Origin of the sequence: Thalassospira sp. NFXS8 (assembly GCF_040148805.1) — a bacterium.
In the GTDB taxonomy this organism is placed as follows: Bacteria; Pseudomonadota; Alphaproteobacteria; order Rhodospirillales; family Thalassospiraceae; genus Thalassospira.
In genome coordinates, this window is sequence record NZ_JAGEMF010000001.1 from 294,174 (window position 1) to 315,419 (window position 21,246).

At 51.0% G+C, this 21,246-nt stretch carries 15 protein-coding genes and 1 tRNA gene; 6 read left to right on the forward strand and 10 right to left on the reverse strand.

The genetic code is table 11. The features are described 5' to 3' along the window. Positions 1-121: 121 nt before the first annotated feature. Positions 122-1,540, reverse strand: a complete 1,419-nt coding sequence (gene gnd, locus J4E05_RS01365; protein WP_349591833.1) for an NADP-dependent phosphogluconate dehydrogenase — start codon at positions 1,538-1,540, stop codon at positions 122-124. 530 nt (positions 1,541-2,070) lie between these two features. Here gnd and J4E05_RS01370 point away from each other — a divergent pair. The 4 genes from J4E05_RS01370 to J4E05_RS01385 all read left to right on the forward strand — a co-directional run bounded on the left by J4E05_RS01370 (position 2,071) and on the right by J4E05_RS01385 (position 10,453). After that, positions 2,071-4,419 carry a hypothetical protein gene (locus tag J4E05_RS01370; RefSeq protein WP_349591835.1) on the forward strand — a complete coding sequence of 783 codons (2,349 nt, stop codon included), beginning with the start codon at positions 2,071-2,073 and terminating at the stop codon, positions 4,417-4,419. 497 nt (positions 4,420-4,916) lie between these two features. Further along, complete coding sequence (locus tag J4E05_RS01375; RefSeq protein WP_349591837.1) at positions 4,917-6,146, forward strand: efflux RND transporter periplasmic adaptor subunit; 1,230 nt, start codon at positions 4,917-4,919, stop codon at positions 6,144-6,146. 24 nt (positions 6,147-6,170) lie between these two features. Beyond that, on the forward strand, positions 6,171-9,362 hold the full coding sequence (locus J4E05_RS01380; RefSeq protein ID WP_085592212.1) for an efflux RND transporter permease subunit: 3,192 nt from the start codon (positions 6,171-6,173) through the stop codon (positions 9,360-9,362). Between the two features lie 122 nt (positions 9,363-9,484). Further along, positions 9,485-10,453, forward strand: a complete 969-nt coding sequence (locus tag J4E05_RS01385) for an ABC transporter transmembrane domain-containing protein (RefSeq protein ID WP_349591839.1) — start codon at positions 9,485-9,487, stop codon at positions 10,451-10,453. A 31-nt stretch (positions 10,454-10,484) separates the two neighbouring features. On the opposite strand, the gene J4E05_RS01390 is transcribed toward J4E05_RS01385, so the two are convergent. The 9 genes from J4E05_RS01390 to J4E05_RS01430 form a co-directional block, all read right to left on the reverse strand. Beyond that, positions 10,485-11,255: an MBL fold metallo-hydrolase gene (locus J4E05_RS01390; protein ID WP_349591841.1), complete on the reverse strand. Its 771-nt coding sequence runs from the start codon at positions 11,253-11,255 to the stop codon at positions 10,485-10,487. Beyond that, positions 11,252-12,070 (reverse strand): TatD family hydrolase, encoded by an 819-nt coding sequence (locus J4E05_RS01395; RefSeq protein WP_349591843.1) that lies wholly within the window; start codon positions 12,068-12,070, stop codon positions 11,252-11,254. The genes J4E05_RS01390 and J4E05_RS01395 overlap by 4 nt, the downstream gene beginning before the upstream one ends. Continuing rightward, positions 12,067-13,632: a methionine--tRNA ligase gene (gene metG / locus J4E05_RS01400; protein ID WP_349591844.1), complete on the reverse strand. Its 1,566-nt coding sequence runs from the start codon at positions 13,630-13,632 to the stop codon at positions 12,067-12,069. Before metG ends, J4E05_RS01395 begins: the two co-directional genes overlap by 4 nt. A gap of 82 nt (positions 13,633-13,714) precedes the next feature. Then, a complete protein-coding gene (locus J4E05_RS01405) occupies positions 13,715-14,818 on the reverse strand; it encodes a DNA polymerase III subunit delta' (protein ID WP_349591846.1) in 1,104 nt (367 codons plus the stop codon). Then, positions 14,815-15,471, reverse strand: a complete 657-nt coding sequence (gene tmk, locus J4E05_RS01410; protein WP_085592200.1) for a dTMP kinase — start codon at positions 15,469-15,471, stop codon at positions 14,815-14,817. Before tmk ends, J4E05_RS01405 begins: the two co-directional genes overlap by 4 nt. Further along, entirely contained in the window at positions 15,468-16,643 is a 1,176-nt protein-coding gene (locus tag J4E05_RS01415; protein WP_085592198.1) for a D-alanyl-D-alanine carboxypeptidase family protein, read from the reverse strand. Before J4E05_RS01415 ends, tmk begins: the two co-directional genes overlap by 4 nt. A 125-nt stretch (positions 16,644-16,768) precedes the next feature. After that, positions 16,769-17,830: a septal ring lytic transglycosylase RlpA family protein gene (locus J4E05_RS01420; protein WP_349591848.1), complete on the reverse strand. Its 1,062-nt coding sequence runs from the start codon at positions 17,828-17,830 to the stop codon at positions 16,769-16,771. Between the two features lie 51 nt (positions 17,831-17,881). Continuing rightward, the gene (locus tag J4E05_RS01425; protein WP_349591850.1) at positions 17,882-18,889 is read right to left on the reverse strand and encodes a lytic murein transglycosylase; all 1,008 of its coding nucleotides are present in this window, start codon (positions 18,887-18,889) and stop codon (positions 17,882-17,884) included. A gap of 55 nt (positions 18,890-18,944) precedes the next feature. Continuing rightward, positions 18,945-19,703, reverse strand: coding sequence for a YdcF family protein (locus J4E05_RS01430; protein WP_349591852.1), 759 nt, complete (start codon positions 19,701-19,703; stop codon positions 18,945-18,947). A gap of 231 nt (positions 19,704-19,934) precedes the next feature. Here J4E05_RS01430 and J4E05_RS01435 point away from each other — a divergent pair. Together J4E05_RS01435 and J4E05_RS01440 are read left to right on the forward strand one after the other, a co-directional pair. Then, positions 19,935-20,024, forward strand: a tRNA-Ser gene (locus tag J4E05_RS01435). Between the two features lie 368 nt (positions 20,025-20,392). Next, complete coding sequence (locus J4E05_RS01440; RefSeq protein ID WP_085594294.1) at positions 20,393-21,166, forward strand: ABC transporter ATP-binding protein; 774 nt, start codon at positions 20,393-20,395, stop codon at positions 21,164-21,166. Positions 21,167-21,246: the final 80 nt, after the last annotated feature.

Here is a 21,246-nt window from a genome sequence, read left to right on the forward strand (position 1 = left end):
TATTTGTTATTATGGTGATTGTTTTATGTAGATTTTGGTGGGAAACAAGATGAACTCGCCACAGGCGATCTTTACAGGCTGGCAGCATTTTTTTGATGCCAGCCTGTAATAACATGTCGTATCAGTCTTCGTGACCAGCCCACGGACCGTGCGGCTCATTCTTGCCGTCAACACGTTCAAAGCCGTGCGCACCAAAATAATCACGCTGCGCCTGAATCATATTTGCCGAAGTCCGGCGTGTGCGAACGGTATCAAACCATGAAAGCCCTGCTGCAAGTGCAGGCACTGCAATCCCTGCTGTTGTTGCGGCAATGACTGTTTCACGCAGTGCTGCCTGGCAATCTTTTAACAAGCCAGAAAACGGTTCTGCAAAAATAAGGTTATCGCCGGGGTTGTTGGTCAATGCCGTAGCCATGTCATTGAGCATGTCAGAACGAATAATGCAGCCTTCGCGCCAGACACGGGCAATGGCGGGCATCGGTAGGTCCCATTTAAAATGATCGGCAGCAGCAGCCAACATTTCAAATCCTTGTGCATAGCAAAGGATTTTACCTGCAATCAGGGCCTTTTCCAGTGTTTCAGCAGCGATCCCCTCGCCCTCAAGTGCTTTCTGAGCGTCGCCAAAATGATCGGCACCCCGGCTTCGGGTATCAATCCGGGCAGACAGATTGCGGGCTGCAACGGCCGCTTCAATGACGGGAACCGGAACGGCAAGCTGTTGTGCTTCAATTGCAGTCCAGCGACCGGTTCCTTTTTGCCCCGCTTTATCAAGGATTACATCAAGCATGGCATTGCCGGAAATCGGGTCGTTTGCACGCGATACCTTGGCGGAAATCTCGATCAGGTAAGATGCCAGCCGCCCTTTGTTCCAGGTATCAAATACATCAGCAACCTGCCCTGCCTTGTAGGCCATGCCGTCCCGCATAAGGCTGTAAACCTCGGCAATCATTTGCATATCGGCATATTCAATACCGTTATGGACCATTTTTACGAAATGGCCTGCTCCGCCCGGTCCCATCAGGGATGCACAGGGAGTGCCATCATATTTGGCGGAAATAGCTTCAAGCATCGGGGCAACACGGCTCCAGTCTGCTTTCGTACCACCAACCATGATTGATGGTCCATGCCGCGCACCACTTTCCCCGCCGGAAACGCCAATGCCGATAAAGCCGAATTTTTCGTCCTGTGCCCGTTTGGCACGGCGTTCGGTGTCATAAAAATTGGCGTTGCCTGCATCAATGATCAGGTCGTCGTCGCCTAAAAGCGGTTTAAGGGCATCAATATGGTCGTCAACGACAGGTCCAGCCGGAACCATCAGGATAATAACGCGCGGCGCCTTGATGGCCGCGACAAAGTTTTCCAGGCTATCGGTCGGGGTTAAACGTGGCGCAAGGTCGCCAGCCGTTTTGACAAACGTATCGGTGACGCTGCCTGTTCGGTTGTAAACGGCAAGCGGGTATCCCTTTTCAGCGATATTGAGCGATAAGGCCGCACCCATCGTACCCAAACCAATCAGACCTACCTGAGGCTGTTCCGACATGTTTAATTTCCTGTTTTTATCAAGTGGGAGCCAGAACAAAACAGCACTTTTGCTATTTGTCCCAATTAAGATTTCGAACCGGAGTCATTGTGAAACAAAGGTTTCTAATGTGTGGCGCAGCAATATGCCCAAAAAAGAAATGCGCGCTTGTAAACTGATTTACCAATAGGCATTTGGTGCATCCTGTCTTCACAATAAATCCGGCGACCTTCGCGCGGTCAAACGGTAAGGAACAATTCAAACAGCGTCATACATGCCAAATCGCATGATTGCACGCCATGTGTCATGTCATTCGCGCTTAACATAGCGTGCCGATATTGATTTGGCACCTGTTTGCGAAGCCAAAATTTAATTTTTGGAACAAGGGCAATAAATTTTGCGGTGCTATTTTCCTCCAAATGCCCGATCCCGGCTATTTTAAGTCTGAGTCAACGTGATCAAGAGGTAAGATACACCTGTTATTGAAAATCTATTTCAGGTTGAATGATATTGTGTGTTTTTGCGCTTTAAATTATTCAAGGAAACCTGTTATGGATCAAAAAAAGCCGTCGTCATCTGTACCGTCGGGGATTGCAGCCCTGGCACCGCAATTCCCCGAAATGAAGTTTTCGATACCTGCATCAGTCGTATCTGCCGGGTTTTCATATGCCATTTTTGGCAAGACTGCTGCCAAGGGTGATAAATGGTTCTATTGGGATGCACAAACCGGGGCCTATGCTGATTTTGGCGCGTCCTCGACCGGTAAAAATGTCGTCTGTCTGAATACGCCAGTCCTATCGACCGGGCACAATGTGGTGTCTGTTTCCTTGCCAACGGATCAAAATATTATATCGGGCATCGTTGTTATGTTCATCGGCCCGTCTAGTGGTGTGGCGGTTACAAATGGAAAACCTGCTGTACCAACACCGGCAACGAACCCGTCCGATGTTTATGGTATCTTTGAGCTAAGCTATAATACTGCAACAGAGACCGAAAGCGCGACGCTTGATGTCGATATTTCCAATATTGATCAGGTCAGTTTTACATTTACAGTTACCAGTTCTCCTTCTGCGCCATATCCACTGGGCAAAGTTGGTTCACCCATTTCGACCTCGGAATTGATGGGGCGTTTTAAGGCACAATTCCCTGAGCACTCTGCATTTTCCGACTGCCTGGGGTCTGCTTCCGGGCCGTTAACGGCCCCTCAGGATATATTGAAAGCTGTTAGCCCACCTGTGCCACCATCTTATCTTGCCCCGACCGGGGTGCCGGTAGCCGACAATCCATTTACCGCACATAGTTATTTTTATGCGGTATCTGAAACCTCCCCGTCTGGCGAAACTGCCGTCTCTCCTGCTGTTTTCGGCGGGTTTTTACTTGGCAAAACCGGGGCGGCGCAGGCAAAAGGCATTAATATCGGATGGCAGATTGAAGGGACGCCGTCGAAATATATTCCGGTCAATAAAAACGCGACCGGTATTAACCTTTATCGCGCTTCTGTCGCACCGGTATCGGCAGGCGGAACCATACCTGTTTCGCCGTCGTTGCAGAATTTCGGATTGGTAACTTCCATGTCGATTGATGAATGGAACGCCCAGCCCGGGTTTTGTTTTTTCGATGATTCGGTCAGCATTACCAAGTCTGCTCCTGTAACCTCTTCTTACGGATTTAATGCGTTATCAACATGGTTTGATGCACCGTTACAGCAATTTTTCGACCATTATCAATCATCTGTCTTTTCGTTTCATCAATATGCGCAAGAAGTGGGAAGTCATGGAACGTTATGGATGGGAAAGGTTGTAACGGTTACGCCCAAACAGGGGGCACAGATCCCTAATCTGTCATTTATCGATGAAACGGGCGCCACCAAAACGATTGATTTTGCATGGCAATGGGGTGACGGGACACAAACCTATCTGGCATTGCAGCTGGTTGGTAACGCCTATGATGTGAACGACTTGTCGCAAACCAGCCTGACCACAAAACAGACACTTCAGGCGGGGGAATATCAGGGGGCTGTCGTTCACATTTATTTCCCCTATTTTGTTGAAAATACGGACTTGACGCAGCTTACGCTGCCCGTCAGCGGCTCGGTTTATGCTGTGCCCTATGTGCCATCATGGCTAACCAATTCCTCATGGACACCATCGGCGATGGTTTTTGGATGTACCGGCGTTTTTTCATCCTTAACCGATGCAGATGCCATAGCACAAAATGCGGATTTTCCCGGTTTGTCGTCTATCGCCCTGCCCGCGTTGGAAAATGTTGTTGTATCGGCGTTTAACCGCGGCATGGCAACCGGGTACGGTTTTGCGCTTGGTGCCTTGCAATATATCAGCTTTTATCAATTCAAAGCTGCCGCCAGTATTGTCCAGAATGACCCTGATAACAAACTCTTACCGGCCGGAACTTACAGTTATTTTCTGTCTGGTGTTTTGCAAAATAGTGCTGAAACGGCTTTGTCGTGGTCACAAAGCATCACCCTGGATACAGCAGCAAATGTGACGTTAACATGGTCGCCGCAATCACCGGCTTTATATAAGGCTGCCAATATTTATCGTCAGGCGACTGATGGCGAATGTATCCTGATTGGATCAGTTGACAATAATGCCGCGGCTCCGGCTGTGACCTTTACCGATAAAAACAGCAAGGTTGCACAGCCAACAACGGGCGCACCTTTTGCTTTTTATCCGGGATGGATAGAAGATAATTCTGTAAAATCAAATTTCTATTCGGCATTTCTCCACCAAAACTGGAGCCACAATTTGGCGACTGGCATTAGTCTGAACGGGCTGGTTTACGGTTATCCCTTTGATGATCAGGGCAATTTTTCGACCAATATTAATTATGGTACGGCCCTGCCTAAAACCATCACCATTGATATAATGCCGTTATCGTAATCGGTAAATTTGATGCGAGGGCAGTTTTGCCCTCGCTGTCATCTCTTGCTGGATTGGCGAAACTTGACCAGCAATGCATTTTGTCCCTTGTTCTGCCAATTGGTCAAAATTCATTCCTGGTCACGTTTCTATGTCGGCTCAAATGGAACGATCATGTTTCAGAAGAGCTAAAATTTTTGCTGCATTGCCAAAAATTTGCGCGATTGTGCAAAAAACCAAGACGATCAGTCTACCTGATATACGGCATCGCCCCTTATATTTCTCGTCAATATCCCAGTTTGCGACAGCGGGAATTCCCATCCTTTACATTGCAGCGCGTCATTATAAAGCTCGTTTTTTAAACGGACTGATCGGTTGATCTGTCGCTGCAAATTAGGTTCGTTCTTATTCTGGAACGCTAAGTGTTGGAATTGCCGTCTATTGCAATCTGAACCACGCGCATATTGTCGCAACAAAGTTGCATTGCAAAATGCCCATTGGAATTACGGAGAGACGTGATGTCATCGAAATCCAGATTAAGATATGCGGTTGGCGCCGTCGCGATTGCGTTTGTCGCCGCGGGTGCGACCGGATTGGTTCCCGTACCTTTTATTCATGCTGAAGAACAGCAAGAAGCTCCTGCTCCGGCGGCGGCCCCTGCTGCCGTACCAGCCTCGGTTGCTGAAATTCATAATCAGAAAATCACCCGCTGGTCGAGCTTTTCTGGCCGACTTGAAGCAATTGACCGGGTGGAAATTCGCCCGCGTGTCGCCGGGGCGATTGATGCCGTTCATTTCCGCGAAGGCGAGTTGGTTAAGGCCGGCGACCTGTTATTTACAATTGATCCCGCCCCGTTTGAAACTGAAGTTGCGCGTGTTGAAGCACAGGTATTTTCGGCGCAGTCACGTCTGAAGCTGGCAACAACCGAGCTTGACCGTGGAAACGAGCTTTGGAAAACCCGGGTTATTACCCGCTCGGTACTGGATCAGCGCCAGGAAACCAAACAGAATGCCGAGGCCGATCTGCGCTCGGCACAGGCTCAGTTACGGTCGGCCAAGTTGAACCTTGGCTATACTGAAATTCGTGCCCCTATTTCCGGTCGGGTTGGCGATATTCGTTTGACGCCGGGCAACCTCGTTGCGGCCGGAGCCAATTCCGAAATCCTGACTACGATTGTTTCTGTTGACCCGATTTACGCGACTTTTGATGTAAACGAACAGGCTTTACTACTGGCCATGCATCAAACCGGTGAGCCGTCAGTTGATACTGTTCATCGGATTCCGGTTCAGTTGAACAGTGATTTTATTGGCCCTGATACGATTAAGGGTCACGTGCAAATGATTGATAATGAATTCAATCCGCGCAGTGGCACGATCCGCGTACAGGCCGTGTTTGACAATAAAAATGGCCGTCTGGTTCCAGGGCAGTTTGCCCGTATCGAATTGGGCCAGGCCAGTGCCGGCAGTGCCATTATGGTCGCAGAACGTGCTGTTGGCACTGATCAGGACAAAAAGTATGTCTTGGTTGTGAACCCGGAAAATGTTGTCGAGTACCGTGAAATCAGCCTTGGTGGCGAACAGAACGGGATGCGGATTGTAACCAAAGGCCTGACCGACGGCGAACGTATTGTTGTTGAAGGTCTGCAACACATTCGCCCAGGAATGACCGTTGCCCCTGAAGTTGTCTCGATGGACCGTCGGTCCATGGTCGATGCAAGTGGCGACGCCAAGGGAGATTCCCGCTCTTAATCAGGGCCGGGGGACACAAGCACAATGAACATTTCCAAATTCTTTATTGATCGCCCGATTTTCGCGGCGGTGCTGTCACTGCTTATCCTGTTGGGTGGGGTTATTTCCATTCCGCTGTTGCCAGTGTCAGAATATCCCGAGGTCGTACCGCCATCGGTAGTGGTGCGTGCCAACTATCCCGGCGCCAACCCCAAGGTCGTTGCTGAAAGTGTCGCAACACCGCTTGAAGAAGCCATTAATGGCGTCGAAGGCATGCTGTACATGAGCAGCCAGGCAACAACTGATGGCCTGATGACCCTGACGGTGACATTTGCCCTGGGGACAGACCCCGACCAGGCCCAGCAACTGGTTCAAAATCGGGTATCCCAGGCCGAACCACGCCTGCCCGAAGAAGTGCGCAGTCTGGGGGTCACGACGATCAAAAGTTCACCAGACCTGACAATGGTTGTGCATCTTGTTTCGCCCAACGGGCGTTACGATATGAATTATCTGCGTAACTACGCCATTCTTAACATCAAGGATCGTCTCGCCCGTATTCATGGTGTCGGTGATGTGAATGCGTTTGGCGGCGGCGACTATTCAATGCGGATCTGGCTTGATCCGCAAAAAGTTGCGGAACAAGGCCTTTCGGCCAGTGATGTGGTTGCTGAAATTCGATCGCAAAACGTTCAGGCCGCAGCAGGTGTAATCGGGGCTTCGCCTTCTGCGCCGGACCTTGATTTGCAATTGTCGGTTAATGCCCAGGGCCGCCTTGAGGACCCCGAAGAATTTGGCAACATCATTATTCGCTCTGATCCTGATGGTTCGGTGACACGTCTGCGCGATGTGGCGCGGATTGAAATCGGCGCATCTGATTATTCCTTGCGGGCCCTGCTTGATAACAAGGACGCTGTTGGTATGGGGATTTTCGCAGCCCCCGGTTCCAACGCCATCGAAATCGCCGATAATGTTCGCGAAACGATGAAAGAAATCAAAACCTATATGCCCGAAGGGGTGGATTACCGGATCGTTTATGACACGACCGAATTCGTTCGTTCGTCCATCGATGCCGTCATTCACACCTTGCTTGAAGCCATCGTCCTGGTTGTTCTGGTGGTGATTGTCTTTTTGCAAACATGGCGGGCATCCCTGATCCCGGTGCTGGCAGTGCCGGTTTCCGTGATCGGTACGTTCGCGGTTATGTATCTGTTTGGCTTTTCAATTAACGCGCTTAGTCTTTTTGGTCTGGTGCTAGCAATCGGTATCGTGGTGGACGACGCGATTGTGGTGGTTGAGAACGTCGAACGTAACATCGAACTGGGCTTTTCGCCGCGCCAGGCAACTTACCGGGCCATGCGCGAAGTTTCCGGGCCGATTGTTGCCATTGCCCTGGTATTGGTGGCCGTGTTTGTTCCGCTGGCCTTTATTAGCGGCCTGACCGGGCAGTTTTACCGCCAGTTTGCCCTGACTATTGCAATCTCGACCGTTATCTCGGCTGTTAACTCGCTTACTCTTTCCCCTGCCCTGGCCGCTTTGTTGCTTAAGGGGCATGATGAACCCAAAGACCTGCTTACCCGTATTCTTGACGGCGCACTGGGCTGGTTCTTTCGCGGGTTCAACAAGGTATTTAACAAGGGATCAAGCGGTTACAGCAAAGGTGTTGGTGGTATCGTTACCCGCAAAACCATCATGATGGGGCTGTATCTGGGGCTTGTTGCCCTGACATTTGGCCTGTTTCGTGAAATTCCGCGCGGGTTTGTGCCAACACAGGATAAACAGTATCTGATTGGTTTTGCCCAGTTGCCCGATGGCGCAACCCTGGACCGTACCGAAGATGTTATTCGTAAAATGGGTGATATTGCCCTTGCCCATCCCGGTGTCGACCATGCGGTATCTTTCCCTGGCCTGTCGATTAACGGTTTTACCAACAGTTCAAACTCCGGCATTGTTTTTGCCACCCTTAAGCCGTTTGATCAGCGTAAAGACCCAAGTCTAAGTGCTGGCGCCATTGCCGGTCAGCTGAACCAGCAATTTGCTTCGATCCCGCAGGCCTTCACGGTTATCTTCCCGCCGCCCCCGGTTCAGGGTTTGGGAACGACGGGTGGCTTTAAAATGCAGCTCGAAGACCGTGCCTCACTGGGCTACAAGGCACTGGATGATGCCCGGAAGGCATTATTGGCAAAAGCCTATCAGACGCCTGAACTTGCCGGTATGTATTCGACCTATCAGGTTAGCGTACCGCAGCTTTACGCCGATATTGACCGGACCAAAGCCCGTCAGTTAGGTGTTTCGGTGAGTGATATCTTGCAAACCATGCAGATCTATCTTGGTAGCATGTATGTTAACGACTTTACGATTTTCGGTCGTACCTACAGTGTTCGTGTTCAGGCTGATGCCCCGTATCGCGCACATGAAGATAATATTGGTGATCTGGAAGTTCGTAGCTCAAACGGTGACATGGTGCCGCTTTCAGCTGTGCTGAATGTAACACCGACATTCGGCCCGGAACGGGCGATGCATTATAACGGTTTTCTCTCTGCCGATATTAACGGCAACCCGGCCCCTGGATATTCGTCGGGTCAGGCGCAGGATGCCTTGCAACGCATTGCCGATGAAACCCTGCCGCAAGGTATTTCTTATGAATGGACCGAACTGACCTATCAGGAAATTCTGGCGGGCAATACCGGAATTATCGTTTTTCCGATTGCGCTGCTGCTTGTTTTCCTTGTTCTTGCGGCTCAGTATGAAAGCCTGACATTGCCAATTGCGATCATTTTGATCGTGCCAATGGGGCTATTATCTGCTTTCACCGGGCTTTACCTTTCCGGGGGTGATAATAACGTCTTTACCCAAATCGGGCTTATGGTGCTTGTCGGGCTATCGGCGAAAAATGCGATCCTGATCGTCGAGTTTGCCCGTGAGCTTGAATTTGGTGGCAAGACGCCAATGCAGGCGGCCATTGAAGCAAGTCGGTTGCGGTTGCGCCCCATCCTGATGACGTCGATGGCATTTATCATGGGCGTGGTGCCGTTGGTGCTGTCAACCGGTGCGGGTGCTGAAATGCGCCAGGCCATGGGCATGGCGGTGTTTTCCGGCATGATCGGGGTTACGGCGTTCGGTTTGTTCCTGACACCTGTGTTTTATGTGATGATGCGTCGATTAACGGGCAACCGTCCGCTGACCCAGCATGGTCACGATAACGAACACATTCCGGTTGTTTCCCATCCGGTCGACTAATCCTTCACGGTAACGTGACAAAAACATCGAAAAGCCCCCGGATCATTCGGGGGTTTTTTTCGTTTAACCTCAAGTTACTACTTCCCGATTTTTGAATTTCCCCACCAACCGAGCACCCCTTTATGCCCCTAAAAATGATCCCGGCCCGTAAACCTGATCTGACCGGCGATAAAACACCCGCATCATCATTGTGGCGTTATGTCTGGCGCATGAGCGGCTATCACCAGATTTGGGTGTCGCTGCTTGCCGTGGTCGTCGCGGCGCTCAGCATGTTGCCCATTGAACTGCAACGCCGACTGGTGGATGACGCCATATCGGATGGCAAGCTGGATTTGTTATTAAAATTAGCCGGGGCCTATGGCGCGGTTCTGATTCTGCACGGGATTTGCAAATATCTGCTGCGTCTCTATCAGGGCTGGTTAAGCGAAAGCTCCATTCGCTATAACCGCCTTCACCTTAGCCAATTGCACGAAGAACACGAGGGTGACAGCGCCCACGAGGAAGACGGCAAGGTGGTATCAATTATCGGATCGGAAATCGATAAACTGGGCGGCTTTGTGGGCGAATGTTTGTCGCAACCGGTTGTAAATACCGCCATGCTGGTGTTCGGCATGGGGTATATGTTCTCCAAAGCTCCCCTTGTTGCCGCCATCGGGCTGGCGGCATTGGTACCCCAGGCATTGCTGGTCCCACTGGTTCAAAAACGCATTAATGTGCTTATTGCCCGGCGGGTAAACACCATGCGCCGTGTTAGCGATGATCTGACACGGTTGCCCCATGATGATACTGATCTTGATGAAACCGCCCTGCCCGATCGTATCGATTTGCTGTATCGCAACCGGATGATGACCTTTGTCTTAAAGTTTGGCATGAAGGCCATCATCAATTTTTTAAACGGTGCAACGCCGCTTATTGTTCTGATCGTCGGGGGATATCTGGTTATTGAAGGGCAAACAACCATCGGGATCGTGGTTGCCTTTATTTCCGGTTTTGATCGTCTGTCAGACCCGATGCGCGAAATGTTGTCTTATTACCGGGTGGCTGCCCAAGCCAATGTGCAGCATAAAATGATCGCACGGTGGATGAGATAATGCCGTTAATGAATTGAAATTAAAAAATAAATCAAATTTCAATCACAAGGCCATCATGAGCCGGACTGACATGATTTGGCGTCATGTCGTTAAGCTGGTCATAGTCAACCTGGATGCTCATATGGGTGAAATAAACCTGCCGGGGTTTAAATTTATCGACCCAACCCATCACCTTTTCAAGGTGTGCGTGGGTTGCGTGTGGTGTCAGGCGCATGCAATCCACCACCCACACGTCCAGATCGTATAAAAACTGATGCGAATAGTCCGGCAAATTCACCACATCTGTTGAATAGGCAAAATTGCCCACCCGAAAGCCAAGGCTTTCGCAAAACCCGTGATCCTGTGGAAAAACCTTAACCGGGACGCCGCCAATATCAAGGTGGCCATCAATCTGATGGGGGACGAGAACCGGTTTATAATAAAAATCGACGCCTTCGGCTAATGGCTGCAAAACGTAGGCAAACCGTTGTTCCAGCGTCTGAATTGTCTCGGCCGAGGCATAAATGTCAATTGGCCGATGCATGGCAACATTGATCCAGCGCAGGTCATCAATACCATGAACATGGTCGGCATGAGCATGGGTAAACAGGATGGCATCGATATGTTTGATATCTGCTGCCAGTGCCTGTTCACGAAAATCAGGGCCGACATCGACCAGAATTTTCTGCCCGGCTTCTTCAATCAGGATCGAACTGCGTAAACGCCGGTTTTTAAGGTTCTCCGGGTTACACGCCCCCCACCCCAAACCAACGGAAGGCACCCCGTTTGAGGATCCGCAGCCAAGGATGGTGATTTTCGTCACTGTTCTCCTGCCCCCGTTTCGCCCAGGCGTGAACGGTCTGCCTTGGTAAACAGATTAAAGAAATTATCTGTGGTGATACGGGCAATTTCTTTGATGCTGACGCCTTTAATTTCGGCCAGTTTTACTGCAGTATGGGCCACAAACGAGGGTTCGTTTGATTTACCGCGCTTTGGCACCGGTGCCAGATAAGGTGAATCCGTTTCAACAATCAAACGGTCCAGCGGAACATCGGCAACGGCATCACGAATGGCCTTGGCCGAATTGAACGTGATAATCCCCGAACAGGAAATATAAAATCCAATCTTCAAGGCCCGCTGTGCCAGTTCGGCTGACGAACTGAAACAATGGATAACGCCGGGAAAGGCGCCTTTGGCATATTCTTCTTCAAGAATATCCATCGTGTCGTCATCGGCATCGCGGGTATGCACGATCAGTGGCAATTGTGTTTCACGACAAGCTGCAATGTGGGCGCGAAAACTTTGCTGTTGGGCATCACGCGGGGCATTATCATAAAAATAGTCCAGCCCGCTTTCGCCAATGCCGATCACTTTGGGATCTTTGGTTTTTTCAATCAGGATATCCGGGCTGGACAAACCTTCTTCACCGGCTTCATGCGGGTGAACCCCGACGGTGCAATAAATGTTGTCAGCACGTTCTGCCATCGCGCGTACCTGGTCAAAGGTTGAAATACGCACACCAATGCTAACCATCATGCCAACGCCCGCATTGCGGGCACGCGCCATGGTGCCCGCAAAATCGTCAGAAAACTGGGGATAGTCCAGATGGCAATGGCTGTCGACAAGGGCGACATTCATGCCTTCTCTCCTTCTGTTTCCGGTTCAACATAGCGCGGGAAAACCCCGGCCGGTTTGGGAAGGTCGGTTCCGGCAACCAAAGCATGTTTCGCACCAAGGCAGTCAAATCCGCGTGCGTCCTCTTCCAGCGACAGCTGATCCAGAATTTTGGCAGCCGATTCCGGCATTAACGGCTGCACAAGAATACCAACGTGGCGAATAACCTCGGCCAGTACATAAAGAACAGTTTCCATCCGTGCAGGATCGGTTTTTTTAAGACCCCAGGGTGCCATTTCATCGACATAACGGTTGGCATCGCCGACCAGCGACCAGATGGCATCAATCATTTTATTAAATGCCTGGGCTTCAATCTGGGCACGGGCGGCATCAAGCAAATCATGTGCCTTGGTCAGAATAACCGTGTCGGCATCGCTAAATTCACCCGGTGTCGGCACCTTGGCATTGCAGTTTTTGCCAATCATCGACAAAACACGCTGGCATAAATTGCCAAGGTCGTTGGCCAGTTCGCTGTTCATGCGGTTCACCATCGCCTGATGGGAAAAATCGCCATCATTGCCAAAGGGTACTTCGCGCAGCAGGAAATAACGGGTTTGATCCAGCCCGTATTTGGCTGTCAGATCATACGGATCAATAACGTTACCAATTGATTTTGAAATTTTCTGACCTTCATTGGTCCACCAGCCATGGGCGAACACCCGCTTGGGCGGTGCAATACCTGCGGCCATTAACAGGGCCGGCCAGTAAACAGCATGGAAACGGGCAATGTCCTTGCCCACCATGTGTAAATCCGCAGGCCAGTATTTAGCCAGTTTTTCAGCATCAACATCAGGGTAGCCAACGGCCGTGAGATAATTGGTTAGCGCGTCAACCCACACATACATCACGTGGTCTTCATTGCCCGGAACCGGCACACCCCATTTAAAGCTGGTACGCGAAACCGATAAATCATGCATGCCACCTTTAACAAAGCTGATGACTTCGTTGCGGCGGGAATTCGGGGCGATAAAACCGGGATTATCATCATAGAATTTCAGCAGACGATCACCCCATTCCGACAGCTTGAAGAAATAGCTGGGCTCGGATACCCACTCAACAGGGGCACCTGTCGGGGCAAGTTTCTTGCCGTCTTTTTCAATCAGTTCCTTTTCGGCGTAAAATGCCTCATCGCGAACCGAATACCAGCCGTCATAAGACCCGAGATAAATCTCACCCTTTTCTACCAGCGTCGTCCAAAGGGCCTGGCAGGCTTTTTTGTGGCGTTCTTCCGTGGTGCGAATGAAATCATCGTTGGAAAAATTCATGTGCACGGCAAGATCGCGGAAATTTTGCGATACCTGATCGGTAAAGGTTTGCGGATCAATGCCTTTGGCCGCCGCTGATGCGTCAACTTTCTGACCGTGTTCATCCGTTCCGGTCAGAAACATCACATCGAAACCGTCCAGACGCTTGAAACGCGCCATCACATCAACGGCCAGCGTCGTATAGGCATGGCCGATATGGGGCTTGTCGTTCACGTAATAGATCGGCGTGGTGATGTAGAAGGGCGGTTTTTGCCCGGTCATGATCGCAATCCTTCGTAAAGCATGACGCAAAACGGCCCTTGCGGGCCGTCTGATCATATATATTTAAATCAGCCCAGCCGCACTAGCTTCGAATGGTTTCCTCAAGCATGAAAAACGCATTTAACAGCGCCTGCTTGCGATCCAGATGAAGTCCGCGCGTTGCTGACATCAGGTCGGTGATCTTTTCCCACACCTCCAGCCATTGATCAAGCGGTTGCGCAGCAGCCATGCGTTGCATGGCTGGCAATTCACCACTAACCACTTCGCGCGGTGCTGTCCCTGTTGCCGCAAACCGGATCATACGGGCCAGCCACCAGTTTAACAGTGCAGTTACGGTAACAAAGGCTTCGTCACGATCCGCCGGTGAAAACCGTTCGGCAAACTTGTGCTGGGCGGCAACATCGGTTTCGGGCAATGTCGCAATCAGGTTGACCAGTTCGGTATACAGCTCCAGCCCGCCAACATCATGCAATTGAAGTGCCCGACCAATACTGCCATCAGACAACCCGGTTAAGGCGTGGATATCGTCGGTTTCCATATCCGGGCAATATTGTGCCAAAAGTGAACTTACCGTTTGATCATCCAGTGTTCCCAAATTTAACCGGCGGCAGCGCGACCGAATGGTCGGTAACAACCGGCCCGGTTGATGGGCAACCAGAATCATCATCGCATTGGCTGGCGGTTCTTCCAAAACCTTGAGAATGGCGTTGGCAGCATTGCGGTTGAGTTCGTCAGCAGCATCGACAATGACCACCCGCCAACCGCCCTCGGCCGAGGTTTTGGACATAAAATTGCCAACAGCGCGCACATTCTCCACAACGATTTCACCCTGAAGGCGTTTTTTTTTCTCGTCGTACAAACGTTCGATGACTTTTAAATCACCATGCCCGCCACCTGCTATACGGCGGAAAACCGGGTCTTCTGGCGACACATACAAACTGGTTGGTACGTCACCAAACAGCCCGCCGCCGGCATTTTCCCCTCCGTGCGATAACGCAAATCGCGCCATGCGATAGGCCAGCGTTGCCTTGCCGACACCACGTGGTCCACATAACAACCAGGCATGGTGCATGCGCTTGCTGTTCCAGGCATCGACAATTACCTGCTCTGCGGCGTCGTGGCCTTTTAGCTGATGGTTTTGCCGCGGCGTCGGGTACCCTTGGTCATCATCATTGGGTTCCGTCATGCCGGGCGTCCTGCCAGAAACTGTTCAACGACAGATGCCACACGCGCGGCAACGGTTTGTACATCCCCATCAGCATCGACAACCCTGCAGCGATCCGGTTCTGCTGCGGTAATTTCGTGAAAACCTTGCTGAAGGCGCTGGTGAAAAGCCAGTCCCATTTTTTCAAACCGGTCTTCTGCTGCGCTGACATTGGCAAATCGTGCCCCTGCCCGTGCCAGTCCGGTTTCAATTGGTAAATCCATCATCAAAGTCAGATCAGGTTTAAAATCATTTACGGCCAGCTTCCAAAGCTGACGGATAAAGTCAGCTCCTAATCCATGGCCGTATCCCTGATACGCCACAGATGAGTCGGCAAAGCGATCACATAATACCACTTGGCCCTGTGCTATCGCCGGGCGAATGGTGCGTTCGACATGATCGCGACGTGATGCAAACATCAATAATGCTTCGGTTACCGCGTCCCAGCGGCCAGGGTCACCGGTAAGCAAAAGGGCGCGGATTTCCTCCGCACCCGGTGACCCGCCTGGTTCGCGTGTGACAATAACGTCACGGCCACGATGGCGAAACCATTGCTCTAAAAGGCGGATCTGGGTGGATTTCCCACTGCCTTCTCCGCCTTCAAAGCTGATAAAAATTCCGGACGGGGTACTCACCCGTTGCTGCCTCCCCAAACCAGATACTTGATCGCGGCGCCAATACGCCCGACCAGCCCCAGCCGTTCAACACCGGATTTGGCATAAAGCGGAAATGACTGCGCGTCCTGATTGGGAATTTCAACTTTCAACGTTGCAACCTGCTGACCTGCGCTGATCGGTGCCGGGATCGGGCCTTCATAAACCACTGAAACCTTCATATCCTTGCGATCTTTGCGCGGGACCGTCAGGGTAATGTCCTGATCGGTTACCAGATCTACCTTGCCGGCATTGCCCAGCCAGATATCGGCAGAACTGACAACATCATCTTTTTTAAACAGATGGTAATTGTCAAATTCGCGAAAACCCCAATCAAGCAGTTTTTGCCCTTCGGTACGGCGTTCGCGCATTGAATGCATGCCCATCGCAACCAAAATCAGGCGGCGACCATCCCGTTTTGCTGTGGCCGTCAAACCAAAACCGGCAGCTTCGGTGTGGCCGGTTTTCATGCCATCAACACCGGCACTGGTTCCCAGCAGCGGATTACGATTGTGCTGACGAATACCGTTATAGGTAAAGACAGGTTCACTATAAAATTTATAAAGCTCGGGGAAATCATGAATGGTGCGATGTGCCAGTACAGCAAGGTCATGTGCTGTTACCAGGTGCCCATCGGCAGGCCAGCCGGTGGCGTTTTTAAACACCGATTTGGTCATGCCAATTTCGCGGGCTTTTTCCGTCATTTCATGGGCAAAAGCATCTTCGGTGCCAGCAATACCTTCTGCGACCACAATTGCTGCATCGTTGCCAGACTGTACGATAATGCCATGGATCAGGTCATAAATCGAAACGTCGGAATTAACCTCGACGAACATCTTCGACCCACCCTTTTTCCACGCATCTTCGCTGACATGGAAGGTGTCTTTCAGGGTCAGGCTGCCATTCTTGATGCGATCAAACAGCATGTAGATCGTCATCATCTTGGTCAATGACGCCGGTTCGGCAAGGTCGTCGCCATTTTTGTTCAACAGAACAGCGCCGGTGTCATAATCAACAAGATAGGCTTCACGCGCGACGGTATCAATCGCCTGCGCATGGCTGGCAGTCGCTGCCATTACGGTTCCCAGAAGCGCGGCCCCGGCCAACAGCCGATTAAATGTGGCTTTGCACGGAATTGACGGAAGTAAATTCATAACGTCCTTGTCCTGTTGATTTATTTCGTCCCCGAAGGATTGGCCGATGGCCAACAGGGCTGTCCTATGTCGCAAATTGGGCAAAAATGTGCAAACACGTTTTCACCCGTTATTTCCCAGTCAAATTAGCACCCGGCAACAGACTTTTCCCCTGCCCCTGCGCATTCGACAATCACCCTGGCCCCGGTTTGCCCGGTTGCCAAAACCCGGTCAAGTAAAACATCGGCTTCGGGCACAGTTGCCATCGGCCCCAGGCGAACCCGGTAAAAAGTTGTTCCCTTGACATCGATGGGTTCAATTTTGGTTGGTGCAAGATTATAGAGCTGGTTACGAAGGTTTAAGGCGTTATCGTAAACTGAAAATGCGCCAGCCTGAACGTAAATCGCACTTGCCGGCACCGGTGTTACATTAACTTCCGGGTTGGCCTGGGCGGTTACCGCAACATTGTTGGCTGGTGTTTCAGGCTGGTATTTTATCCGTTTGGCCGGTGCCGGAGTATCATCAAAATCGTTGGGGCTTTTGTTGCCGGGTGGTGCATCAAGCGATACGGTTTCAACCGACGCTCTCGGGGCAGCCGTAACGGTGTTTTTTTCCGCCGTCGTGACCGAAGGTGACGATGCTTTACCCTGCGAAATCAAGGCGGCCTGCTGGCTTTCAGCCTCAAGCACCTCAACCATCACCTTGGCTGTTCCCTGTTGTTCAAACCCCAACAGTTCGGCTGCCTTTCGCGACATATCGATGATACGGCTGCGCGCAAACGGTCCACGGTCATTAACCCTTACCTTAAGCGAACGACCATTTTCCAGGTTTGTGACCCTTACAATACTTGGCAAGGGCAAGGTTCGATGAGCGGCTGAAACTTCATTCTGATCAAAAATCTCGCCATTGGCGGTGTATTTTCCGTGAAATTTCGGGCCGTACCACGATGCGATACCGGTTTCACGATATTCATAATCAACAGCCGGGTAATACCATTGCCCTGCAATTTCATATGGTTTGCCAATTTTGTAAGCACCGCTTTGGGTGGTTGCCGCCGTCTGGTTTTGCGATCCGATCCGCTTTACGCCGTGAACGGCAAGCTGGGTTTCCGCACAGCCTGCCAACATCACCAGTATCGCCGCGACCCCGGTTACTTGACAGCCAAGGCGCCACAGCGGGCGAGCCGATCCGATAGCTGATTTTGGCATCCAGTTTTTCCTTGTCATTCCGAAGTCATTTCAGGATCGTCAATTGGTCGATCAACGACCGGCAATGGCATCGGCAAGCGTGCCGACCGCAATGGCAAAATAGGTCGACCGGTTCCAATGCATGATGGTATTGAAATTGTTATAAACCATATAGGCAGGCCCGGTACCGTCATTTACCAGAACAATGGCAGCTTTCATATCGGCCGAGGGAAGATTGCCGCCATCAGGCATACGAACCCCCATTTTTTGCCATTCGGCAATTGGTTTGCGCACATCACGTCCGGCCTTGCTGGCATCAAACCCTTTGGGCAGGCTTACCTTGCGGCCCCAACGTTCATCCGTTTTCCAGCCAACTGAGGATAAGTAATTGGCAGCAGAGGCAAAAACGTCTTCCTTTTGGGTCCACAAATTGATTTTACCGTCGCCATTGCCATCAGTAGCATAGGCCATAAAGGTTGAAGGCATAAACTGGGCCTGCCCCATGGCACCGGCCCATGATCCTTCCATAGCTGCTGCCGAAATATGGCCGGCATCAATAATTTTCAGCGCTTTTAACAATTCACCGCGGAAATACTCGGCCCGGCGGCCTTCAAAGGCCAGGGTCGCCAGAGAATCGATAACTGAAAATCCGCCGGTATGTTTACCAAAGCCGGTTTCAATACCCCAAAAAGCCGTTAAATAATGAGCGGGCACACCGTATTTTTTTGCCGCCGCTTCAATAATATTGCGGTTTTCAGCAAATTTGCGCCGTCCTTCGTCAATGCGTGACTGCGGAACAACACGCTGCAAATATTCTTCGAAAGTCAGTTTGAATTCGGGCTGGCTGCGGTCAAGTTCGATCACGCGGGGGATCGGTTGGGTTTTGGCAAAGGCCTCATCAAGGGTTTTTTGGGAAATGCCGTCTTTAAGCGCATCACGTTTAAAATCTGCCAGCCATTTGTCGAACCCTTCTGTCGTGAAGGCGGGCAAAGGGGCATCTGCGGGCGCAGCCAATACGGGGCTTGCAATCACAAGCGCACCAAGAATCGTGGCAACAGTTCCGAGTGTCCGAATTTTCATATTGTTCGCCCTGTCCTTGTCAGAATAAATTCGCTTTGCTTTATTTTATCCCCTGTCAGGGGGCCGGAAACCACGTCGAGGTTCGCCCTGTCCAGTAATAGGCCGTCAGGCCGGCAAACTCTTTCAACGCATTGTCCAGCATCTTGATAGAATGCGAGACGTTAATATCTGTTAAATGGAGGTGCGCTGGCGCGATATAATCCACCGGCCAGGCAATAATCGACCAATCGTATTGCCGAAACACACCCATTGCACGCGGCATATGGCGGGCAGAGGTTACCAGCAGCCATTTCCCCTGTGCGCGTTTCGGCCAGTTTTTTGTCACCAACTGGTAGCTCAGCGCTGCATTTTCAGCCGTGTTGCGCGATTGATTTTCATAAACAATATTGATGGCATTAAATCCGCGCGCACTCATATCCGCCTGTACGGCATCGGCTTCGTTAAAACCACGTGCCGCCAGGGCCCCATCGGCTCCACTATAAATAACCGGTATATCAGGATGATGATTTGCCAGTTGCAGCATGCTCAAAACCCGATCAGCCGAATCATTATACTCGACCAGTCCGCGCTCGACATATTGCTGTCCGTCAACCGCCCCGCCCAAAACGATGATGCCCGCAATGTTATCGCCTTTGATGGATTCGATTGTCGGGCGCGCAAACCGGTTCTCCAGAATTTGCACTCCATATTGACCAACCGGGAACACTGTTACCCCGACACATATAAAGGCAATAACGACCAAAAGCACATGGCCGACGTGTCGGGTTGGCTTATACAGTACTAAAACAAGGGCCGTGACAAATCCCAGTGTCACAAGGTTTCCGGGTTGCAAAAAGAAAGCCGCAATCTTGGAAAATATAAAAAACAATATGTCCCCCGTTTTTCAACATCCCGCCAGGCGGGACGATGTCTGTCGCGTAAATTTGGTGCCAAGGCAGCGCTTTGATCCCAAAATGTAATTTTATCGACCATCGAAGCAATAACATATATTGACAGCACCCCCTCGTGCCCTTATTGAAGGGCCGCAACAAACAGACCACATTGCGGAGAGATGGCAGAGTGGTTGAATGCACCGGTCTTGAAAACCGGCGTGCCTTTACGGGTACCCAGGGTTCGAATCCCTGTCTCTCCGCCATTTTCCCCGCCAAATCATTATATAAAACCCTGTCTTGGTTCCCGAATCTTTCGGCGGCAAAAGTGATCGCATTTTGATCAGCGATTCTTTTTGCATTAAATGTGACCAGACAGTTTGTTGCGTAAAATCCCTTATATCCGCAGAATTTTTGCCAAAACCAGCAAAGCCAGGCGGCATATCGTGCGGGTTACATCATTTTCTTCATAGATATGTAAAAAATCAGTAGAAATACGGGGGCATCACGCGCCATTATTGGCAGGCAAGATGATATTCGGGGGAATCATTTTCCGGTGGCAATGCTACCTGACTCCCCTTTTCAAACGTCACAACAAGACGGAAAATATAAACAGGGGGCTCTTTTTTACGTTATGAGCACAGCAACACCCGCCCTTAAAGTCGAAGGGATGCATAAAAGCTTTGGTGATCATGAGGTGCTTAAAGGCATTGATCTGACTGCCAATACCGGTGACGTGATTTCGATCATCGGTTCTTCCGGGTCTGGTAAAAGTACCTTCCTGCGTTGCATCAACCTTCTTGAAACGCCGAATTCCGGTCACGTTTACGTACATGGCGAACTGATTAAAATGCGTGGTCTGGCCGATGGCAGCCAGGAACCGGGCGATAAAAAGCAGCTGCAACGTATCCGTACCAAGCTGGCGATGGTGTTCCAGAGCTTTAATCTATGGAGCCATTTGACAATTCTCGAGAACGTTATCGAAGCACCTGTACATGTGCTGGGCGTTCCCAAAAAACAGGCAATCGAGCGCGCAGACGCCCTGCTGCACAAGGTTGGCATGTATGAACGCCGGGATTATTACCCCGGTCATATATCGGGGGGCCAGCAACAACGTGCTGCCATTGCGCGTGCACTGGCGATCGAGCCCGAAGTCATGCTGTTTGACGAACCGACATCGGCACTGGACCCGGAACTTGTCGGTGAAGTCTTGAAGGTCATGACCGATCTGGCCGAAGAAGGCCGGACCATGCTGGTGGTGACCCACGAAATGGGCTTTGCCAAAGGGGTATCCAATAAGGTGATGTTCCTGCATCAGGGGCTTGTCGAAGAATCCGGAAACCCGAAAGAGGTTTTTGAAAATCCAAAATCAGAACGCATGAAACAATTTCTTCAGCGCGATTACTGATCAAGGAGGTTCCGGTTAGCGGTGGCGGGCCGGAAAGGGAGGATGCAGCACAAGCTGCCTTCCCGTTACAACAAGGGAGA